Origin of the sequence: Rhodococcus sp. NPDC060086 (assembly GCF_042730275.1) — a bacterium.
In the GTDB taxonomy this organism is placed as follows: domain Bacteria; phylum Actinomycetota; class Actinomycetes; order Mycobacteriales; family Mycobacteriaceae; genus Rhodococcus.
In genome coordinates, this window is record NZ_JBHWWZ010000072.1 from 1 (window position 1) to 18696 (window position 18696).

General features: G+C 64.4%; 19 protein-coding genes. 17 read left to right on the plus strand and 2 right to left on the minus strand.

The window, feature by feature from the left end:
• Positions 1–395 precede the first annotated feature (395 nt).
• The 3 genes from rho to prfA all read left to right on the plus strand — a co-directional run bounded on the left by rho (position 396) and on the right by prfA (position 4027).
• Positions 396–2474, plus strand: coding sequence for a transcription termination factor Rho (rho, locus tag ACFWB0_RS24125; RefSeq protein ID WP_378492922.1), 2079 nt, complete (start codon positions 396–398; stop codon positions 2472–2474).
• A gap of 119 nt (positions 2475–2593) precedes the next feature.
• Positions 2594–2827 (plus strand): 50S ribosomal protein L31, encoded by a 234-nt coding sequence (gene rpmE, locus ACFWB0_RS24130; RefSeq protein ID WP_378492923.1) that lies wholly within the window; start codon positions 2594–2596, stop codon positions 2825–2827.
• A 120-nt stretch (positions 2828–2947) separates the two neighbouring features.
• The gene (gene prfA, locus ACFWB0_RS24135; protein ID WP_378492924.1) at positions 2948–4027 is read left to right on the plus strand and encodes a peptide chain release factor 1; all 1080 of its coding nucleotides are present in this window, start codon (positions 2948–2950) and stop codon (positions 4025–4027) included.
• A gap of 34 nt (positions 4028–4061) precedes the next feature.
• Here the strand turns inward: prfA and ACFWB0_RS24140 are convergent, their stop codons facing one another.
• Positions 4062–4523 (minus strand): hypothetical protein, encoded by a 462-nt coding sequence (locus tag ACFWB0_RS24140; RefSeq protein WP_378492925.1) that lies wholly within the window; start codon positions 4521–4523, stop codon positions 4062–4064.
• Positions 4524–4634: 111 nt separating this feature from the next.
• On the opposite strand from ACFWB0_RS24140, the gene prmC reads away from it, so the two are divergent.
• The 13 genes from prmC (at position 4635) to ACFWB0_RS24205 (ending at position 15888) form a co-directional block, all read left to right on the plus strand.
• Positions 4635–5558 carry a peptide chain release factor N(5)-glutamine methyltransferase gene (gene prmC, locus ACFWB0_RS24145; protein WP_378492926.1) on the plus strand — a complete coding sequence of 308 codons (924 nt, stop codon included), beginning with the start codon at positions 4635–4637 and terminating at the stop codon, positions 5556–5558.
• A 60-nt stretch (positions 5559–5618) separates the two neighbouring features.
• Positions 5619–6281 (plus strand): L-threonylcarbamoyladenylate synthase, encoded by a 663-nt coding sequence (locus ACFWB0_RS24150; protein WP_378492927.1) that lies wholly within the window; start codon positions 5619–5621, stop codon positions 6279–6281.
• Positions 6282–6300: 19 nt separating this feature from the next.
• Positions 6301–7512, plus strand: a complete 1212-nt coding sequence (locus ACFWB0_RS24155; protein WP_378492928.1) for an MraY family glycosyltransferase — start codon at positions 6301–6303, stop codon at positions 7510–7512.
• Between the two features lie 77 nt (positions 7513–7589).
• Positions 7590–8012, plus strand: coding sequence for a hypothetical protein (locus ACFWB0_RS24160; protein ID WP_378492939.1), 423 nt, complete (start codon positions 7590–7592; stop codon positions 8010–8012).
• Between the two features lie 260 nt (positions 8013–8272).
• Positions 8273–9121: a F0F1 ATP synthase subunit A gene (gene atpB, locus ACFWB0_RS24165; RefSeq protein ID WP_378492929.1), complete on the plus strand. Its 849-nt coding sequence runs from the start codon at positions 8273–8275 to the stop codon at positions 9119–9121.
• A 90-nt stretch (positions 9122–9211) separates the two neighbouring features.
• A complete protein-coding gene (locus ACFWB0_RS24170) occupies positions 9212–9463 on the plus strand; it encodes an ATP synthase F0 subunit C (RefSeq protein ID WP_378492930.1) in 252 nt (83 codons plus the stop codon).
• 13 nt (positions 9464–9476) lie between these two features.
• On the plus strand, positions 9477–10040 hold the full coding sequence (locus ACFWB0_RS24175) for a F0F1 ATP synthase subunit B (protein ID WP_378492931.1): 564 nt from the start codon (positions 9477–9479) through the stop codon (positions 10038–10040).
• Positions 10041–10045: 5 nt separating this feature from the next.
• Entirely contained in the window at positions 10046–10861 is an 816-nt protein-coding gene (locus ACFWB0_RS24180; protein WP_378492940.1) for a F0F1 ATP synthase subunit delta, read from the plus strand.
• Between the two features lie 60 nt (positions 10862–10921).
• Positions 10922–12565 (plus strand): F0F1 ATP synthase subunit alpha, encoded by a 1644-nt coding sequence (atpA, locus tag ACFWB0_RS24185; RefSeq protein WP_378492932.1) that lies wholly within the window; start codon positions 10922–10924, stop codon positions 12563–12565.
• Positions 12566–12613: 48 nt separating this feature from the next.
• Positions 12614–13588 carry a F0F1 ATP synthase subunit gamma gene (locus ACFWB0_RS24190; protein ID WP_378492933.1) on the plus strand — a complete coding sequence of 325 codons (975 nt, stop codon included), beginning with the start codon at positions 12614–12616 and terminating at the stop codon, positions 13586–13588.
• A gap of 6 nt (positions 13589–13594) precedes the next feature.
• The gene (gene atpD / locus ACFWB0_RS24195) at positions 13595–15043 is read left to right on the plus strand and encodes a F0F1 ATP synthase subunit beta (RefSeq protein ID WP_378492934.1); all 1449 of its coding nucleotides are present in this window, start codon (positions 13595–13597) and stop codon (positions 15041–15043) included.
• 6 nt (positions 15044–15049) lie between these two features.
• Entirely contained in the window at positions 15050–15415 is a 366-nt protein-coding gene (locus tag ACFWB0_RS24200; protein ID WP_378492935.1) for a F0F1 ATP synthase subunit epsilon, read from the plus strand.
• Positions 15416–15465: 50 nt separating this feature from the next.
• Positions 15466–15888 carry a DUF2550 domain-containing protein gene (locus tag ACFWB0_RS24205; protein ID WP_378492936.1) on the plus strand — a complete coding sequence of 141 codons (423 nt, stop codon included), beginning with the start codon at positions 15466–15468 and terminating at the stop codon, positions 15886–15888.
• A gap of 9 nt (positions 15889–15897) precedes the next feature.
• Here the strand turns inward: ACFWB0_RS24205 and ACFWB0_RS24210 are convergent, their stop codons facing one another.
• Positions 15898–16470, minus strand: coding sequence for a cob(I)yrinic acid a,c-diamide adenosyltransferase (locus ACFWB0_RS24210; protein WP_378492937.1), 573 nt, complete (start codon positions 16468–16470; stop codon positions 15898–15900).
• 57 nt (positions 16471–16527) lie between these two features.
• Between ACFWB0_RS24210 and murA the strand changes: the two genes are divergently transcribed.
• Entirely contained in the window at positions 16528–17790 is a 1263-nt protein-coding gene (gene murA / locus ACFWB0_RS24215) for a UDP-N-acetylglucosamine 1-carboxyvinyltransferase (protein ID WP_378492938.1), read from the plus strand.
• Positions 17791–18696: the final 906 nt, after the last annotated feature.

The following is an 18696-nucleotide window of genomic DNA, read 5'->3' on the forward strand; positions in this document are numbered from 1 at the left end:
GCCCGGATGCCCGGGCCGGCCGTTGCCGACATCCCCCTCGATTGCAAAAGGGGAGTGGTGCATCACACACGAAACTCGCGTCACACAGATTCTTGCCCTACGTGCAGAACGTCGCTATCCTGAGGAAGTCCGCACGTCGTGCGCTCGTGTCGCCGGGTTCTCCAGGACATTCACTCCAGCTCCATCGGGGCGTCCGATCCTGGGTCGATCCTCACCTGCTTCCGATCCGGGAGAGGGACAAAGGCCGTACCTAACCGACATCGGTGTGGTGGCGGACGTGCCGACCGTTCGACTTCCGTGAACTCGTACGGCAAATCCCAGCTCAGTGAATGAAGCTGATCTGCGGAACGAACCCTCGACTCCGCATCAGTGGGCGAGGGAAGGAAAGGATCTCCGTGACAGATACGGACCTGATCGCTACACCAGCTTCCGATACCGCCGCGGCTTCCGCAGGCACCCAGTCCGGCGATTCCGCCCAGCCCTCGCGTGGAGCCCGTCGTGGCATCGGGCTTGCGGGCATGGTGCTCGTCGAGTTGAGGGCTCTCGCTGCCGAACTCGGCATCAAGGGCACGTCGGGAATGCGCAAGGGCGACCTCATCGCTGCGATCAAGGAAAAGCAGGGAAGCGGTGCCAAGAGCGCTCCCGCTACCGAGGCTCCGGCCGGTCGCACCAAGGTGCAGGCCGAGCCCGCCAAGGCTCCTGCGGAAACGGCGGAGGAAGCACCGAGCCCCCCCGCGCGTACTCGCCGCACCCGTGCCGCAGCGGCCTCGGAGAGTGAGTCCGCCCAGGTCGTGGCTCCCGCCGAGAAGCCTGCAGCTGAAGACAAGCCCGCTGCCGACGTGCAGCAGACCGAGTCGGACGACGACGGACCCCGCCGGGGTCGGCAGCGTCGCGGTCGTCGCGGTGCGGATCAGCAGGAGCAGAACCAGAAGAGCGAGACGCAGGTATCCGACGACTCGCAGACACCGGACACCGAGCGTGGCGGCGAGTCCCGGGATCGGTCGAACGACCGCGGGAAGTCCCAGGACCGCACCGAATCCGAGGGCGGACGTCAGCGCGGCGACCGTAACCAGGGTGACCGTAACCAGGGTGACCGTAACCAGGGTGATCGCAACCAGGGTGATCGCAACCAGGGCGGTAACCGCGACGATCGCAATCAGGGCGATCGGAACCAAGGGCCGCGTCAGGACAACCGCGACAACCGTGGGGACGACGACGAGGAAGGCGGCCGCGGTCGCCGGGGCCGACGCGTCCGGGAGCGTCGTCGCGGTCGCGACCGCGGCGAATCCGGCGGCGGCGATACGCGCGAACCCGAGATTCGGGAAGACGACGTCCTCCAGCCGGTCGCGGGCATCCTCGACGTCCTCGACAACTACGCGTTCGTACGGACCTCCGGCTACCTCGCCGGCCCGAACGACGTGTACGTGTCGATGAACATGGTGCGAAAGAACGGTCTGCGCCGTGGTGACGCCATCACCGGTGCGGTGCGTGTTCCGCGCGAGGGCGAGCAGTCCAACCAGCGTCAGAAGTTCAACCCGCTGGTTCGGCTCGACACCGTCAACGGTGGTGAGGTCGACGCGGCCAAGCGTCGTCCCGAGTTCAACAAGCTCACACCGCTGTATCCGAACCAGCGTCTGCGCCTCGAGACGCAGCAGAACATCCTCACCACGCGTGTGATCGATCTGGTCATGCCGATCGGTAAGGGACAGCGTGCGCTGATCGTGTCGCCGCCGAAGGCCGGTAAGACCACGGTGCTTCAGGACATCGCGAATGCGATCGCCGTCAACAACCCCGAGTGCTATCTCATGGTGGTTCTGGTCGACGAGCGTCCCGAAGAGGTCACCGACATGCAGCGTTCGGTGAAGGGCGAGGTCATCGCCTCGACCTTCGACCGGCCGCCGTCAGACCACACGTCGGTCGCCGAACTTGCGATCGAGCGAGCAAAGCGCCTGGTCGAAATGGGCCGCGATGTTGTGGTCCTGCTCGACTCGATCACCCGCCTCGGCCGCGCGTACAACAACTCGTCGCCTGCGTCGGGACGCATCCTCTCGGGTGGTGTCGACTCCACCGCGCTGTATCCGCCGAAGCGATTCCTCGGTGCTGCGCGCAACATCGAAAACGGTGGGTCGCTGTCGATTATCGCATCGGCACTGGTCGAGACCGGTTCTACCGGCGACACCGTGATCTTCGAGGAGTTCAAGGGCACCGGCAACGCCGAGCTCAAGCTCGATCGCAAGATCGCCGAGCGGCGCGTGTTCCCCGCGGTGGACGTCAATCTGTCCAGCACCCGCAAGGACGAGCTGCTCATGAGCCCCGACGAGTTCGCGGTCGTGCACAAGCTGCGTCGCGTGCTCTCCGGTCTCGACTCGCACCAGGCGATCGACCTGCTCGTCGACAGGCTCAAGAAGTCCAAGACGAACATCGAGTTCCTCATGCAGGTGGCGAAGACCGCACCGGGGGCACTGGAAGACTGACGTGCGGGCCCGGGAATTTTTCCCGGGCCCATACGTTTGGCATAATCGAACAGTTCAGTCCGGTTCCGGTTCACGTCTTCGATCGGCGAAGGCGACCCGGCGACCATGAAAGGGACACCATGAAGGCAGGAATCCACCCCAACTACGTGGCGACAACCGTCGTCTGCGGTTGCGGTAACACGTTCGAGACCCGCAGCACGTCCGAGTCGGGCCGCGTCAACGTCGAGGTGTGCTCCAACTGCCACCCGTTCTACACGGGCAAGCAGAAGATCCTCGATACCGGCGGACGCGTCGCGCGCTTCGAGGCTCGCTACGGCAAGCGCGCGTCGAAGAAGGCTGCAGACGACAGCTAGCTGCAATGCCGACGCCCGGTTCTGTCTTCGTACAGACCGGGCGTCGGCATTTCTCTTTCCGGTCCGACGATCGGATTCCTGTAGAACACAGCACTTTCACGACAAGAGCGGAGCGAACCCATGGCGGGGCAGACCAAGCCATCGGCCATCGACGACATCCTGGCCGAACACGCGGGCCTGGAACAACAGCTGTCCGACCCGTCGCTGCACAACGATCCATCCGCCGCCCGCAGGGTGGGAAAGCGGTTCGCCGAACTCGCGCCGATCATGTCGACCTACGCGAAGTTGGTCGCGGCCCGCGACGACCTCGACGCGGCCCGTGAACTCGCCGCCGACGATTCATCGTTCGCCGCCGAGATTCCGGATCTCGAGGAGCAGGTCTCCGAGCTCGACAAGACGCTCACCGACCTGCTCGCTCCGCGTGACCCCCACGACGGCGACGACGTGGTGCTCGAGGTCAAGTCCGGTGAGGGCGGCGAAGAATCCGCGTTGTTCGCCGGTGACATCGCCCGCATGTACACCCGCTTCGCCGAGCGGGCCGGCTGGCGTGTCGAAGTTCTCGGAGCCACCTACTCCGATCTCGGCGGCTACAAGGACGTGACCCTGTCGATCAAGTCCAAGACCGATGTGCGTGACGGGGTGTGGTCGCGGCTCAAGTTCGAAGGTGGCGTCCACCGCGTCCAGCGTGTCCCGGTCACCGAATCGCAGGGCCGTGTGCACACGTCGGCGGCCGGCGTGTTCATCTACCCGGAGCCCGACGAGGTCGAAGAAGTCCAGATCGACGAGACCGACCTGCGGATCGATGTGTACCGCTCGTCCGGCAAGGGTGGTCAGGGCGTGAACACCACCGACTCCGCGGTGCGCATCACCCACCTGCCCACGGGCATTGTCGTCACCTGTCAGAACGAGCGTTCACAGCTTCAGAACAAGGCGCGCGCGATGCAAGTGCTGGCGGCGCGTCTGCAGGCGGCGGCAGAAGAGGCCGCGGACGCCGAGGCGTCGGCCGGTCGTGCCAGCCAGGTGCGCACGGTCGACCGTTCCGAGCGGATCCGCACCTACAACTTCCCGGAGAACCGGATCACGGATCACCGGATCGGGTTCAAGGCCCACAACCTCGATGCTGTGCTCGACGGTGAGCTGGACACGCTGCTCGATGCCTTGGGCACGGCAGACAGAGAGGCCCGGCTCGCGGCGGAATGATCGTCGGAGCCGGACCTCTCGTCGAGTGGACGGTTTATCCTTCGTCACCCTCGTCTGACTCGCCCGGCACCTGAGCGATATCGACACCGGGGAGCAGGAAGCACTGCTCACCTGCTGCGTTCTCGTGCATACCCCAGATCGCAGCCAGAACCGTTCCCGCCTCGGGTTCGGTCAGTGCGGCGGGAGCTCCCCACAGGCCCTCAGTCGATTCCAGAGTCGTATTTCCGGTTGCACCGGTGTTGATGTTGATCCAGGACACGGTCCCGCCGCCGGCACTCTGCTGGTTGACGACGTAGAGGACTTCGTCACCTTCGACAGCCTCGTTCTCGGTATGTGTCAGCGACTGGGTCTCTGCGATTCCTGCAGGGCAGAGCACCGGTATGGGCTGGAAGTCGATGGGAGCAGCCGCTGCGGTGCCGGTCCCGGCGAATGCTGCCGCACCGCCCATCGCGACCACTGCGGCGGCGCGGACAGCGCGTGATGTGTTCTTGTTCATGACACTCCTTTCGGTTTCCCCAACCTCCGGGACGTTAACGGCCAGGTGTGACGGATGTGGCGAAGTAGACCTATCCGTGTCTTGTTCGTGACACCGTGGGATCCTGTACGGGTGAGCCGTCAACCCTTGCGCCTGGCCATCATCGAAGCCGTATCGGTGCTCGAAGAAGCAGGTGTACCGAGCCCTCGTGTGGACGCCGAGCTGCTCGCCGCGCACCTCCTCGGGATCGAACGCACCCGCCTCGGTCTGGTGCCTCTCGTCGACCCCGCGATGATCGATGCCTATCGGGCGATGATCGCGCAGCGGGCAAAGCGGATCCCTCTCCAATACATCACCGGAACGTCACCGATGGGAGCCATCGACCTTGCTGTCGGTCCCGGTGTCTTCGTCCCGCGGCCGGAGACCGAACTGCTTCTGGGGTGGGCACTGGCGTTTCTCGAAAGCTACGGCCGACGCAACCCCGTGGTGCTCGACCTGTGCACCGGATCCGGTGCTCTGGCACTCGCGATCGCGCATGCCCGTCCCGACGCAGTGGTGCACGCTGTCGAACTCGAGCCGAAGGCCCTCGCGTGGGCCCGACGCAATGCCGAGACCCGCGCGCGGGACGGCGACACGCCCATCGTCCTGCACCAGGGTGATGTGACCGACCGGGGGCTGCTCGCATCGCTCGAGGGCGTCGTCGACGTCGTCGTGTCCAACCCGCCGTACATTCCCGAGGGCGCGGAGCTCGACCCGGAGGTGATCGACCACGACCCGCACTCGGCGCTCTTCGGTGGGCCGGATGGGCTCTCGGTGATCAAGCCGATGATCTCCAACGTCGCCCGGTGGCTGAAGATCGGGGGAGTGGTGGCCATCGAACACGACGACACCAACGGCGCACAGGTCGCCTCCCTGTTGTCCCAGCGCCGGGTATTCGGTGACGTGGTCGAGCATCCGGATCTGGCGGGGAAGCCGCGGTTCGTCGTTGCGCGAAGAGTCCCCACGGAGCGGGAGGCGAGTCGTGCGCAGCCGGTGCCGTCGGCCGACATCGACTGAACGTACTCGGCGAACGGGGTCGATCCTCGGGTACACCGATGCGAGTGGAAGGATGGCGATGTGAGCACTGTGTACGACTGCAACCAGCCGGATTCGCGTTCCGTAGGCCTGAATGCCGCCAGGGGTTCGCTCAAGGCGGGTCGTCTCGTCGTCGTCCCGACCGACACGTTGTACGGCATCGCGGCAGACGCGTTCGACAGTTCCGCGGTCGCCGCGTTGCTGCGGGCCAAGGGGCGCGGGCGCGACATGCCGGTCCCCGTTCTGGTGGGATCGTGGACGACGATCGACGGACTTGTCACTACGGTGCGTCCGGAAGCCCGCGAACTCATCCGGGCCTTCTGGCCGGGCGCATTGAGCCTCGTCGTGCATGCCGCGCCGTCGCTCGCCTGGGATCTCGGTGATACCCGCGGAACCGTCATGCTCCGGATGCCGCTGCATCCCGTGATTCTCGAACTGCTCCGTGAGGTGGGTCCGCTCGCGGTCTCGAGCGCGAACGTCTCGGGCCGGCCGCCCGCCACGACGGCTGCGGAGGCGCGAGAACAGCTCGGGGAGTCCGCATCCGTATATCTCGACGGTGGACCGGCCGAGCACGGGGTTGCTTCGACGATCGTCGACCTGACCGGAAACCGGCCGCGCATCATCCGTGAAGGTGCCGTATCCGCAGAAGCCATTGCGGAGGTGCTGGGCGACGACGCCGAGCGTTTGCGCACCGGCGGGGAGTGACGGTGGAGGACAGGAGTTCGTGACTTCAGTCGACTCAGCGGCCGTGGTGCTCGCCCAATCAGGGCAGGGCGCCGGGGTACCGATCCGAGAGTTGCTTCTCGTCCTCCTCACCGCGGCGGTGGTGACGTTCCTATCCACGGGGCTCATTCGCATCCTCGCGACCAGGTTCGGGGCGGTGGCCAAGCCTCGCGACCGTGACGTCCACGTGACGCCGACACCTCGGATGGGCGGCGTGGGGATCTACTTCGGTCTCGTCGTCGGAATCTTGTTCGCGCAGCAACTCCCCGCTCTGACAAGAGGTTTCGAGTTCACCCCCGATATGGGGGCGACGCTGGTGGCGGCGACGATCATCGTTCTCGTCGGCATCATCGACGATCGGTGGGGGCTCGACGCACTCACCAAATTCGTCGGCCAGGTCACGGCCGCCGGAGTGCTCGTCGTGATGGGCATCAGCTGGATCGTCATCTACAACCCGTTCGACGGCTCCACTCTCGTGCTCGACCAGCTTCAGGGTGGCCTCATCACCGTCGCAGTGGCCGCGGTGATGATCAACGCGATGAACTTCGTCGACGGTCTCGATGGTCTCGCAGCGGGTGTGGGTCTGATCGCCGCGGTGGCGATCTGCATCTTCTCGGTAGGTCTGTTGCTCGATCAGGGCGGCGACGTCTCGGCGTATCCGCCCGCGCTGATCGCTGCCGCGCTCGCGGGCGCCTGTCTCGGATTTCTGCCCCACAATTTCCAGCCCGCCCGGATCTTCATGGGCGACTCGGGATCGATGCTGATCGGCCTGATGCTCGCGGCCGTCTCGACCAGTGCGTCCGGCCGGATCTCTCTCAGTGCCTACGGTTCCCGAGATCTGCTCGGTCTGTTGTCTCCGCTGATCCTGGTGGGTGCGGTGACGTTCATTCCGATCCTCGACCTGTTGCTCGCGATCATCCGTCGTACCCGCGCGGGTGTGAGCCCGTTCAGCCCGGACAAGATGCACCTGCACCACCGACTGCTGCAGATCGGTCATTCCCACCGCAGGGTCGTGCTGCTGTTGTACTTGTGGGTCGGTGTCCTCGCATTCGGCGCGGTGGGGTCTTCTCTACTGGACCGGACGGCCGTGGTGCTCCTGACGGCGGGTGGACTGGTGTTCGCTCTGGTCGTCACGGCGGTGCCCTCGCTTCGGCACCACGACGACGGCGGCGGTGGCGGCGGCCGACCCGGACCCCGCAAACGCGTCCGTTAGGCTCGATGATCGTGAGCTCTTCTGATCAGTCCGACTCGAATCCGATCCTGCCAGCGCTGCCCGACTCGGCGGCCCCGATGCGTGCAGCGGTCCGCTACGGCGCTCTGGGTCTGCTCGCCCTCACCGTGGTCGCGTCGGTGATCGGCTACCTCGTCGTCGGCCTCCCCGGAGTGTGGGGGGCGCTGATCGGAGCGGCTGTCGGCGGGGGATTCATCCTGTTCACCGCGCTGGGTGTGCTCTTGACGGCGAAGCTGCCTGCGATGACGGCCGGCGCTGTTCTGCTCGGAACGTGGCTCTTGAAGCTCATTCTGGCGATCGTCGTCATGGTTCTCCTCGAGCCGCTCGATTTCTACGACAAGGGCGCGTTGGTTCTGACCATCGTGTTCGCGTTGATCATCGTGCTGGGGGCGGAAACCTACGGTGTGCTGTCGCAACGCGCGCTGTACGTCGAGCCTCACTCGTCCGGCGGCAACGAAACTACTGGAAACGACACGCAGTAGTAGATTCGCTTGTCAATTACTTCGCAGCGTGTGCCCCACCTACGCACTGTCGTAGAACTGTTGATAGTGTGAGGCCTACGCGAGTGGCACTGTGTGCACCTACTGGGTGAGCGCGAGCAGTTGTCACTTGGTAGGCGGTCGTGTTCAAATGGCCGCCGAGTCGACGAGAGTCGCCGACAACGGCAGAAGCAGAACCGTGATTTGCGGTTCGGAGCACTGGCGCACACGCGAGCCGACCTGGTCGACTTGTTGGATCGTCAATGTCCGATCGACCCGCAGACGGCAATGCCTGCGGCCGACTACGGGAGAGAGCGCTGAGCGTCACCACCTTGGCAGCCGGAGAATTCCACGCGCCGTCACTAGCTGATTTTTTCCCACCGGCAGTCCTGTTCGAAGGTACCCCCTTCGAGATGGACCGGCTGATGATCATCCGCGTCGCCATGGCAGTGATCGTTGCGCTGTTCTTCGTTCTGGCGATGCGCAGCCCGAAGATCGTGCCCCGCGGCGTTCAGAACGTCGCCGAGATCATGCTCGACTTCGTCCGGATCCATATCGCCGAGGACATCCTCGGTAAGGAACAAGGACGTCGATTCCTTCCGGTGATCGTCACCATCTTCTTCTTGGTGGTCGGGTTGAACCTGACAGCGGTCATCCCGTTCATCAATATCTCGTCGAATGCACGAATCGGTATGCCGATCGTCCTCGCCGCGCTCGCCTACATCGTGTTCAACTACGTGGGCATCAAGAAGTACGGATTCTTCCGTTACGTCAAGAGCAGCATCGTCGTTCCGAACTTGCCGCCGGCTCTCCATTTGCTGGTGGTCCCGATCGAGTTCGTCTCGACCTTCATCCTGAGGCCGTTCACCCTCACCATTCGTCTCATGGCCAACATGCTGGCCGGCCACATCATGCTGGTGCTGTTCTTCAGCGCCACGCAATTCTTCTTCTTCGATTCCGACGGAATCATGAAGGTGTTCGGCATCGGCTCCGTCATCGGCGGCATCGCGTTCACCTTCTTCGAGCTCCTCGTGATCGTTCTGCAGGCCTACATCTTCGCGCTGCTCACCGCGGTGTACATCGACATGGCACTGCACGCCGAAGAGCATTAGCTCGCCGGCCAGCACGACCGACAGATACACACAGACTGACTCGGTTGCCGACCCCCGGGGCCGAGCCACAAGAAAGGGAATGGAACACCAATGAGCGTTGCGCTTCAGGCAGCAGACGTCATCGCCCAGCAGGAGACCACGATCAGCGGTCTCGGTGCGGTCGGCTACGGCCTCGCCGCCATCGGCCCCGGCATCGGCATCGGCATCGTCGTCGGCAAGGCGATCGAGGGCATGGCCCGTCAGCCCGAGATGGCCGGACAGCTGCGCACCACGATGTTCCTCGGTATCGCATTCACCGAGGCCCTGGCCCTGATCGGCATCGTTGCCGGCTTCATCTTCTGATTCGACGACCACCATGGCTGACAGCATCCTGATTCTCGCGGCAGAGGAAGGGGAGATCCCCAATCCCCTCCTGCCCGCGACGTACGACATCGTCTGGTCGCTGGTCGCCCTGATCATCGTCGGTTTCGTCTTCTGGAAGTACGTACTTCCGATGTTCCAGAAGGTGCTCGACGAGCGTTCGGAGCTGATCGAAGGCGGCATCAAGAAGGCGGAGGAAGCCCAGGCAGAGGCGAAGGAGGCGCTCGAGCAGTACCGCGCTCAGCTCGCCGAAGCCCGGACCGAGGCCGCACAGATCCGCGAGGAGGCCCGCACGCAGGGCCAGCAGATCATCGCCGATATGAAGGTTCAGGCACAGGAGGAGAGCGACCGTATCGTCGCTGCCGGTCACAACCAGCTGCAGGCCCAGCGTCAGCAGATCGTGGCCGAACTCCGGAGCGACCTCGGTCGCAGCTCGGTAGATCTTGCCGAGAAGATCATCGGTGAGGCTCTCGCCGATGACGTCAAGCGTGCCGGTTCGATCGATCGGTTCCTCAACGAACTCGACTCCCTCAGCGCTGACTCTGCATCCGGAAAGTGAGCACAATGTACGCAGCAAGCCGTGAGGCACTCGCTCATACGCGGTCCGCACTGCAGTCCGCCCTGGGCTCGGGTGCCGAGACTGCCGCTGCGGCTCAGGCCGGCTCGGAACTGCTCTCGGTGGTCGAGGCGCTCGACAGTCAGCGAACCCTTCGTGGTGCGCTGGCCGACGCCTCGGCCCCCGCGGCCATTCGTGAGACGTTGGCCGAGCAGGTCTTCGGGAGCAAGGTTTCGGCCTCGACTCTCGCGACCGTGAAAGCCGCGGTGGGCAAGGACTGGTCGGCGCAATCCGACCTGACCAACTCGCTCGTGCAGCTCGGTCGTGAGGCCCTCCTCAAGGCAGCAGCGAACCAGGACCAGCTCGACACCGTCGAGGACGAGCTCTTCCGGCTCGGCCGCATCGTTTCCGGCAACGGCGAGCTCGAGCAGGCACTTTCCGACCGAAACACGTCGGTGGAGGCCAAGCGCGAACTCCTCTCGCGCCTGCTCTACGGCAAGTCGACGGCCATCACCTCGACTCTCGCCGTGCACGCGGTGGGTCGCCTGAAGGCGTCCCCGGCCGACACGTTCGACGAGTTGTCTGCACTTGCCGCAACGCAGCGCGACCGGGCCGTTGCCCACGTGCGCAGCGCGGTTGCCCTCGACGCGGAGCAGTCGAGCCGGCTTGCCGCGACGCTGACCCGCGTCTACGGGAAGCCTGTGACGGTGCACGTCGAGGTCGATCCCGCGCTTCTCAGTGGATTGGTCGTCCGGGTGGGCGACGAGGTCATCGACGGTACGGCAGCGGGGCGACTCGCGGCAGTACGCAAGAGCCTCACGTAGTCCACTTCCGAACACACACCTAGATCTTTTCGAAGACCTGATACCGAGAGCAGGAAGAACATGGCGGAGCTGACGATCTCCTCCGACGAGATCCGTAGCGCGATTGACAATTACACCGCGAGCTACTCCCCGGAGGCCTCCCGCGAGGAGGTCGGCGTCGTCGTCGATACCAGTGACGGCATCGCGCACATCAGCGGTCTGCCGTCGGCGATGGCCAACGAGCTGCTGGAGTTTCCCGGTGGCGTGCTGGGCGTGGCCCTCAACCTCGAGGCAACCGAAATCGGTGCCGTGATCCTTGGTGACTTCCAGGACATCGCGGAAGGCCAGGAAGTCAAGCGGACCGGCGACGTGCTGTCGGTGCCGGTGAGCGACAACTTCCTCGGACGCGTCGTGAACCCGCTCGGTCAGCCGATCGACGGCCTCGGCGACATCGAAGCCGACGAGACCCGCGCCCTCGAGCTGCAGGCCGCATCGGTGCTGGAGCGCCAGCCCGTCGAGGAGCCGCTCCAGACCGGCATCAAGGCCATCGACGCGATGACCCCGATCGGCCGCGGACAGCGTCAGCTCATCATCGGCGACCGCAAGACGGGCAAGACCGCCGTCTGCATCGACGCGATCCTCAACCAGAAGGCGAACTGGGAGACGGGCGACCCGAAGCAGCAGGTTCGCTGCATCTACGTCGCTATCGGCCAGAAGGGCTCAACCATCGCGGGCGTCAAGCAGGCCCTCGAGGAGAGCGGCGCGATGGAATACACCACCATCGTCGCGGCTCCGGCGTCCGACTCGGCAGGCTTCAAGTGGCTCGCTCCCTACACCGGTTCGGCTCTCGGCCAGCACTGGATGTACCAGGGCAAGCACGTCCTCGTGGTGTTCGACGACCTCACCAAGCAGGCCGAGGCATACCGTGCCATCTCCCTGCTGCTGCGTCGCCCGCCGGGCCGTGAGGCATACCCCGGTGACGTCTTCTACCTGCACTCGCGTCTCCTCGAGCGTTCCGCCAAGCTGTCCGACGAACTCGGCGGCGGCTCGCTGACGGCTCTGCCGATCATCGAGACCAAGGCGAACGACGTCTCGGCATACATCCCGACCAACGTCATCTCCATCACCGACGGTCAGGTCTTCCTCGAGTCCGACCTCTTCAACAAGGGCGTCCGTCCGGCGATCAACGTCGGTATCTCGGTCTCCCGTGTCGGTGGTGCCGCACAGACCAAGGGCATGAAGAAGGTCTCCGGCTCGCTGCGTCTCGAACTCGCGCAGTTCCGTGAGCTCGAAGGCTTCGCGGCCTTCGCCTCCGACCTCGACGCTGCCTCGAAGGCTCAGCTCGAGCGCGGCCAGCGACTCGTCGAGCTGCTCAAGCAGGACCAGTACTCGCCGATCGCTGTCGAGGACCAGATCGTGTCGATCTACCTCGCCGGTGAAGGTGTCTTCGACTCTGTTCCGGTCGGTGACATCCGTCGTTTCGAAGCAGAGCTCCTCGAAGACCTGCACCGCAACGCTGCAGGCGCCTACGAGCAGATTGCCGGTGGCAAGGCCCTGACCGACGAGTCGGCCGATGCCTTCAAGGCCGCGACCGACAAGTTCAAGGAAGGCTTCATCGCCTCCGACGGCAGCCGCGTCGTGAACGACCCCGAGGCCGAGACGCTCGGAGCCGACGAGGTCGAGCAGGAGCAGGTCTCCATCAAGCGCACCTCCGTCCGCAAGTGAGCGTGGAGACCATGACCCAGCGTCCAGTGAAGGGAGTGTGATCGACGAATGGCGAACTTGCGTGAACTCCGCTCGCGGATCAAGTCGGTCAATTCGACCAAGAAGATCACCAAGGCGCAGGAACTGATCGCGACGTCGCGCATCACGAAGGCCCAGGCCCGAGTGGCAGCATCCAAGCCGTACGCCGAGGAGATCACCAAGGTCCTCTCGGAACTGGCAAGTGCGTCTGCGTCGTTGGATCACCCCCTGCTCAACGAGCGCGAGAACCCGAAACGCGCCGCAGTCCTGGTCGTGACCAGCGACCGCGGTATGGCCGGCGGTTACAACTCCAACGTCCTCAAGGAGGCGGAGGAGCTGCGTCAGCTGCTGATCAGCGAGGGCAAAGAGCCCGTGCTGTACGTGCTGGGCGGTAAAGGTCTGGCGTTCTACACATTCCGCGATCGTGCGGTCGCGGGCGCGTGGACCGGCTTCTCGCAGGAGCCTCGGTACACCGACGCCGCGAAGGCAAGCCGGCACCTGGTCGAGCTGTTCATGGCCGGTTCCGGTTCCGAGGTTCCCGCTCCCAACGGAGAAGGCACCATCGAGGGCGTCGACGAGCTCCACATCGTCTACACCCGGTTCGTGTCCATGCTGACCCAGACCCCCGAGGTGCGTCGCATGGCGCCTCTCGAGGTGAGCGTCACCGAGGACGAGATCGAATTGGGCGAAGACATGCTCACCGACGGTCGTCGCGCCGAGGGGCCTCAGCCCGACTACAACTTCGAGCCGGAAGCCGGGACGCTCCTTGCCGCGCTTCTGCCGAAGTACATCAGCACGCGTATCTTCGCGTCGCTGCTGGACGCGGCGGCCTCCGAGTCGGCTGCCCGTCGTACCGCGATGAAGGCCGCAACCGACAACGCCACGGAACTGGTGAACACCCTCAGCCGTCAGGCGAACCAGGCTCGCCAGGCCCAGATCACCCAGGAAATCAGCGAGATCGTCGGCGGTGCCGGTGCGCTCGCCTCGAGTGCAGGAAGTGACTGAACCACAATGACCGCAGCAGTTACCGATAACAACGCCGGTGCGGCGTCGGCCCTGGCCGGGCGCGTCGTCCGTGTCATCGGCGCCGTCGTCGACGTGGAATTCCCGCGTGGCGCCGTACCCGCCCTGTTCAACGCCCTGACGTCCGAGGTCGCCCTCCCGTCGGTGGCCAAGACGCTGACCCTCGAGGTTGCGCAGCACCTCGGCGACAACCTGGTGCGCACCATCTCGATGCAGCCCACCGACGGACTCACCCGCGGCGCCACAGTCGTCGATTCGGGCAAGCCGATCTCGGTTCCCGTCGGTGACGTCGTCAAGGGCCACGTGTTCAACGCCCTCGGCGACTGCCTCGACACCCCGGGCCTCGGTCGCGATGGCGAGCAGTGGGGCATCCACCGCAAGCCCCCCGCCTTCGATCAGCTCGAAGGTAAGACCGAGATCCTCGAGACCGGCATCAAGGTCATCGACCTGCTGACTCCGTACGTCAAGGGCGGCAAGATCGGTCTGTTCGGTGGTGCCGGTGTCGGCAAGACCGTTCTGATCCAGGAGATGATCACCCGTATCGCGCGTGAGTTCTCCGGTACGTCGGTGTTCGCCGGCGTCGGTGAGCGCACCCGTGAGGGCACCGACCTCCACCTCGAAATGGAAGAGATGGGCGTCCTCCAGGACACCGCCCTTGTCTTCGGCCAGATGGACGAGCCGCCGGGAACGCGTATGCGCGTCGCCCTGTCCGCACTGACCATGGCGGAGTACTTCCGCGATGTTCAGGGCCAGGACGTCCTGCTGTTCATCGACAACATCTTCCGTTTCACCCAGGCCGGTTCCGAGGTGTCGACCCTTCTCGGTCGTATGCCTTCCGCCGTGGGTTACCAGCCGACGCTGGCGGACGAGATGGGTGAGCTCCAGGAGCGCATCACCTCGACCCGTGGCCGCTCGATCACCTCGCTGCAGGCGATCTACGTCCCCGCCGACGACTACACCGACCCGGCGCCCGCGACCACGTTCGCGCACCTCGATGCGACCACCGAGCTCTCGCGTCCGATTTCGCAGATGGGTATCTACCCCGCTGTGGACCCGCTGACGTCGACCTCGCGCATCCTGGAACCGGGCATCGTCGGTGCGGATCACTTCCGTGTCGCCAACGAGGTCAAGCGGATCCTGCAGAAGTACAAGGAACTGCAGGACATCATCGCCATCCTCGGTATGGACGAGCTTTCCGAAGAGGACAAGGTCACGGTCAACCGTGCACGTCGTCTTCAGAAGTTCCTCGGCCAGAACTTCATCGTCGCAGAGAAGTTCACCGGTCAGCCGGGCTCCGTCGTGCCGCTGGCCGACACCATCGAGGCATTCGACCGCGTCTGCAAGGGCGAGTTCGATCACCTGCCCGAGCAGGCGTTCAACAGCTGCGGTGGACTCGACGATGTCGAGGCCGCAGCCAAGAAGATCGCCGGGAAGTAGGCCCCGATGGCTGAAATGACCGTGGACGTCGTCGCTGTCGAGGAGCGCCTGTGGTCCGGGAAGGCGACGCTGGTCACCGCCCAGACCACAGAAGGTGAGATCGGCGTCATGGCCGGTCACGAGCCGGTTCTCGGCCAGCTGATCGAGGGCGGCGTCGTGTCCGTCAAGACCGTCAACGGCGAGCGTATCGTCCTTGCGGTGCACGGCGGGTTCCTTTCGGTGACCGCGACGACTGTGACCGTCCTGGCGGAATCCGCTGATCTGGTGGAGACCATCGATGTCGAGGCGGCCAAGACCGTTCTGGCCGAGAGTCAGGACGACGCCGAGATCGCGGTGGCCAAGGGTCGCTTGCGGGCCGTCGAGCGGGCCTGAGTAAGACAACAGGAAAGCCGCGACGGAGCCGACGAGCAGTGTCAGTAGGAATGATCGTTCTCATCATCCTGGTGGTGCTGCTCGCGGCCTCCGTCGCGGCTTTTCTCTTTCGTTTCACCAAACTGCGCGGCGGTGGTACCGCCGCCATCGTCCGTGTCATGCCTCGCGCCGATGGTTCCGGTTGGAGACACGGGATCATCCGCTACGGCGAGAACACGCTCGTGTTCTACAAACTGTCGAGCATCAAGCCGGGCCCCGACTCGCGGATGAGTCGTCAGGGCATCGATGTGCGATCCCGTCGTGCTCCGCAGGGGACCGAATTCGACATCATGACCGACGACATCGTCGTTTTCGAGATCGTCGACAGCGGCAGCATCTACGAGGTGGCACTCGACAGCGGCGCGCGCACAGCGTTCCTGTCCTGGCTCGAATCCAGGCCGGACGAACGTTCGCAGCGCCGCCGCCTCGGGTGAATCGAGGCGTTACGCGCCCGCACCCGGCTTCCAGAGGACGTCGCCGTCCGGATTCGTGACTCGGCTGAGGATGAACAGTAGATCCGACAGACGGTTGAGGTACTTCGCGGGAAGAACGTTCGTGTCATCGGGTGCAGCATCAACGGCGGCCCACGCAGCGCGTTCCGCACGGCGAGCTACGGTGCGGGCCGTATGCAGGAGTGCTGCAGCCGGAGTTCCACCGGGCAGGATGAACGAATTGAGCGGCTCGAGCTCTTCGTTGAATTCGTCGCACCAGCGTTCGAGCCGGTCGATGTACTCCTGAGTGATTCGCAGCGGCGGGTACTTCGGATCTTCCACGACCGGCGTGGACAGGTCGGCGCCTGCGTCGAACAGATCGTTCTGAATCTGTTGGATCACCGGGACCACGCGATCGGGAACCGTCCCGAGTGCAAGCGCGACACCGAGCGCCGCATTCGTCTCGTCGCAGTCGGCATACGCGACCAGCCGGGCATCGTTCTTCGACACTCGGGAAAAGTCGCTGAGGCCCGTAGTTCCGTCGTCGCCGGTGCGGGTGTAGATCCTTGTGAGGTGGACAGCCATGGCCGCCACGGTACCGGCTCCGGCGTCCTCCGAGTGACCTGGTTACGCTGTGTCGTTGTGAGTGAACGCTTTCTTGTTACCGGTGGTGGCCGGCTGGTCGGTGACGTCTTTGTCGGCGGTGCCAAGAACAGTGTGCTCAAACTGATGGCAGCGGCACTCCTCGCCGAGGGCACCAGCACGATTACGAACTGCCCCGACATCCTCGACGTCCCGCTGATGGCCGAGGTGCTGCGCGGACTCGGCTGCGAGGTTGTACTCGAGGGCGACGAAGTGAGCATCACGACGCCTGCACAACCCGAGTACCACGCTGATTTCGCTGCGGTGCGGCAGTTCCGTGCTTCCGTGTGCGTACTGGGTCCGCTGGTCGCTCGGTGCCGGCGTGCGGTCGTCGCGCTTCCAGGTGGAGACGCGATCGGTTCACGTCCCCTCGACATGCACCAGACAGGGCTTCGGCTCCTCGGTGCGCGGAGCACGATCGAGCACGGATGTGTCGTGGCCGAGGCCGACGATCTCCACGGCGCGGCGATCCGGTTGGCGTTCCCCTCGGTGGGTGCGACCGAGAACATCCTCATGGCCGCTGTTCTGGCCAAAGGGGAGACCACGATCGACAATGCGGCACGTGAGCCCGAGATCGTGGATCTGTGCAACATGCTGGTGCAGATGGGTGCCCGGATCTCCGGTGCAGGAAGCACGACCCTCCATATCGTGGGAGTGTCCGCGCTCAAGCCTGCGACGCACCGATGCATCGGCGATCGCATCGTCGCGGCGACGTGGGGGATCGCTGCTGTGATGACGCGGGGCGAGATGATGGTCCGCGGCGTGAATCCGAAACACCTCGCATTGGTCCTCGAGAAGCTTCGCGGAGCGGGTGCTGAGGTGACACCGCACGCCGACGGATTCCACGTCGTCCAGAAGGACAGGCCTCGCGCGGTCAACTTTGCGACTCTGCCGTACCCCGGTTTCCCGACCGACCTCCAGCCGATGGCGATCGGACTTGCCGCCGTGGCCGACGGAACGTCGATGATCACCGAGAACGTCTTCGAAGCCCGCTTCAGATTCGTCGAGGAAATGATTCGGCTCGGTGCAGACGCACGCACCGACGGCCACCACGCGGTGGTACGAGGTGTCGAAGAGTTGTCGAGTGCACCGGTGTGGGCATCCGATATCCGTGCGGGTGCGGGGCTCGTACTCGCGGGTCTGTGTGCCGACGGGGTGACCGAAGTCCACGACGTCTACCACATCGATCGCGGATATCCGAGGTTCGTGGAGATCCTGACCGAGCTCGGCGGGACCATCGAACGAGTCGGCAGCACGGACTGATCTCCGCCCACCCGTCTCTGTCGTGTCCGCCGGTCGTCTCTTCGTCCACATCGCGCTACGAGGCGGCGACGGCGCAGAAAGTTCCGACAGCCGGACCGGACGAGCCGGCACAAGGGATGTCCACCTGTGCTGTGGAGTGAGACGGCCGAGGCGGACAAGTCGCGGTAGGCGTGTGAGGTCCGGAATCGCCGCGATCGGTGACGCACAGAATTCCGGGACATCCGACGACGGTCGACGCTCGTAGCGTGAGGTTCGACGAAACGGGAACAGATCGCGCGAGGAGCTCGGGTCTCCTGGGCTTCTCCGCGCAGAGGTGGGGTGCGATCCGGCGCGGTCTCCGGCATGGGTGGGTTCGCCGCGTGCATCGTTCATCGGAATCCTTTGCCTCAGAGCATGGTTCGGTCTCCTACCGCTCTTCGGGTGCGACGCGCAGCCCTGCTGTGCTGCGCGTCACGAATCATGATCTTGCTGTGAACGTCTGGGGAGTCGGCTGCGACCTGCGGAAATGGCAGTCGAAAAGCTTCCGACCAGCGGATTTGGTGCTGTGTTCACAGTCGCGTAACTTAATCCAGGTCAGAGCGACACGGACACCGACCCGGACCGCAAGGTCAGGGATGACGAGGTTGGACGCAAGCGCCTGAAAGTTTCACCGGCCGTCAATCTTCTGGTAAGGTTGGAGGTCGCACCACTTCCCAAAGTGGTTGTGAGACCGAACAAGTAACCCCGAGAAAGCGGACAATCGTCCGGGATCGACGGTGTGTGCGTGTTCTTTGAGAACTCAACAGTGTGCCGATGAATGTCAGTGCCAATAATTTTGGTGCGATCATCCGCTTTTGGTGGATGATCATTTTGCTGATCATCACATTCTTCCGTCTGTGGTGATCGGTTCAAGCTAGTTTGAGTTTT

What these genes read in the sequence shown, in the direction of transcription:
- ACFWB0_RS24170 (WP_378492930.1), top strand. Translation starts at nt 9,212, where the DNA reads ATGAGCGTTGCGCTTCAGGCAGCAGACGTCATCGCCCAGCAGGAGACC.
- prfA (WP_378492924.1), top strand. Translation starts at nt 2,948, where the DNA reads ATGGCGGGGCAGACCAAGCCATCGGCCATCGACGACATCCTGGCCGAA.
- ACFWB0_RS24160 (WP_378492939.1), top strand. Translation starts at nt 7,590, where the DNA reads ATGCGTGCAGCGGTCCGCTACGGCGCTCTGGGTCTGCTCGCCCTCACC.
- atpB (WP_378492929.1), top strand. Translation starts at nt 8,273, where the DNA reads ATGTCCGATCGACCCGCAGACGGCAATGCCTGCGGCCGACTACGGGAG.
- rpmE (WP_378492923.1), top strand. Translation starts at nt 2,594, where the DNA reads ATGAAGGCAGGAATCCACCCCAACTACGTGGCGACAACCGTCGTCTGC.
- ACFWB0_RS24180 (WP_378492940.1), top strand. Translation starts at nt 10,046, where the DNA reads ATGTACGCAGCAAGCCGTGAGGCACTCGCTCATACGCGGTCCGCACTG.
- ACFWB0_RS24210 (WP_378492937.1), bottom strand. Translation starts at nt 16,470, where the DNA reads ATGGCTGTCCACCTCACAAGGATCTACACCCGCACCGGCGACGACGGA.
- atpD (WP_378492934.1), top strand. Translation starts at nt 13,595, where the DNA reads ATGACCGCAGCAGTTACCGATAACAACGCCGGTGCGGCGTCGGCCCTG.
- ACFWB0_RS24140 (WP_378492925.1), bottom strand. Translation starts at nt 4,523, where the DNA reads ATGAACAAGAACACATCACGCGCTGTCCGCGCCGCCGCAGTGGTCGCG.
- ACFWB0_RS24200 (WP_378492935.1), top strand. Translation starts at nt 15,050, where the DNA reads ATGGCTGAAATGACCGTGGACGTCGTCGCTGTCGAGGAGCGCCTGTGG.
- ACFWB0_RS24205 (WP_378492936.1), top strand. Translation starts at nt 15,466, where the DNA reads ATGATCGTTCTCATCATCCTGGTGGTGCTGCTCGCGGCCTCCGTCGCG.
- ACFWB0_RS24190 (WP_378492933.1), top strand. Translation starts at nt 12,614, where the DNA reads ATGGCGAACTTGCGTGAACTCCGCTCGCGGATCAAGTCGGTCAATTCG.
- atpA (WP_378492932.1), top strand. Translation starts at nt 10,922, where the DNA reads ATGGCGGAGCTGACGATCTCCTCCGACGAGATCCGTAGCGCGATTGAC.
- ACFWB0_RS24175 (WP_378492931.1), top strand. Translation starts at nt 9,477, where the DNA reads ATGGCTGACAGCATCCTGATTCTCGCGGCAGAGGAAGGGGAGATCCCC.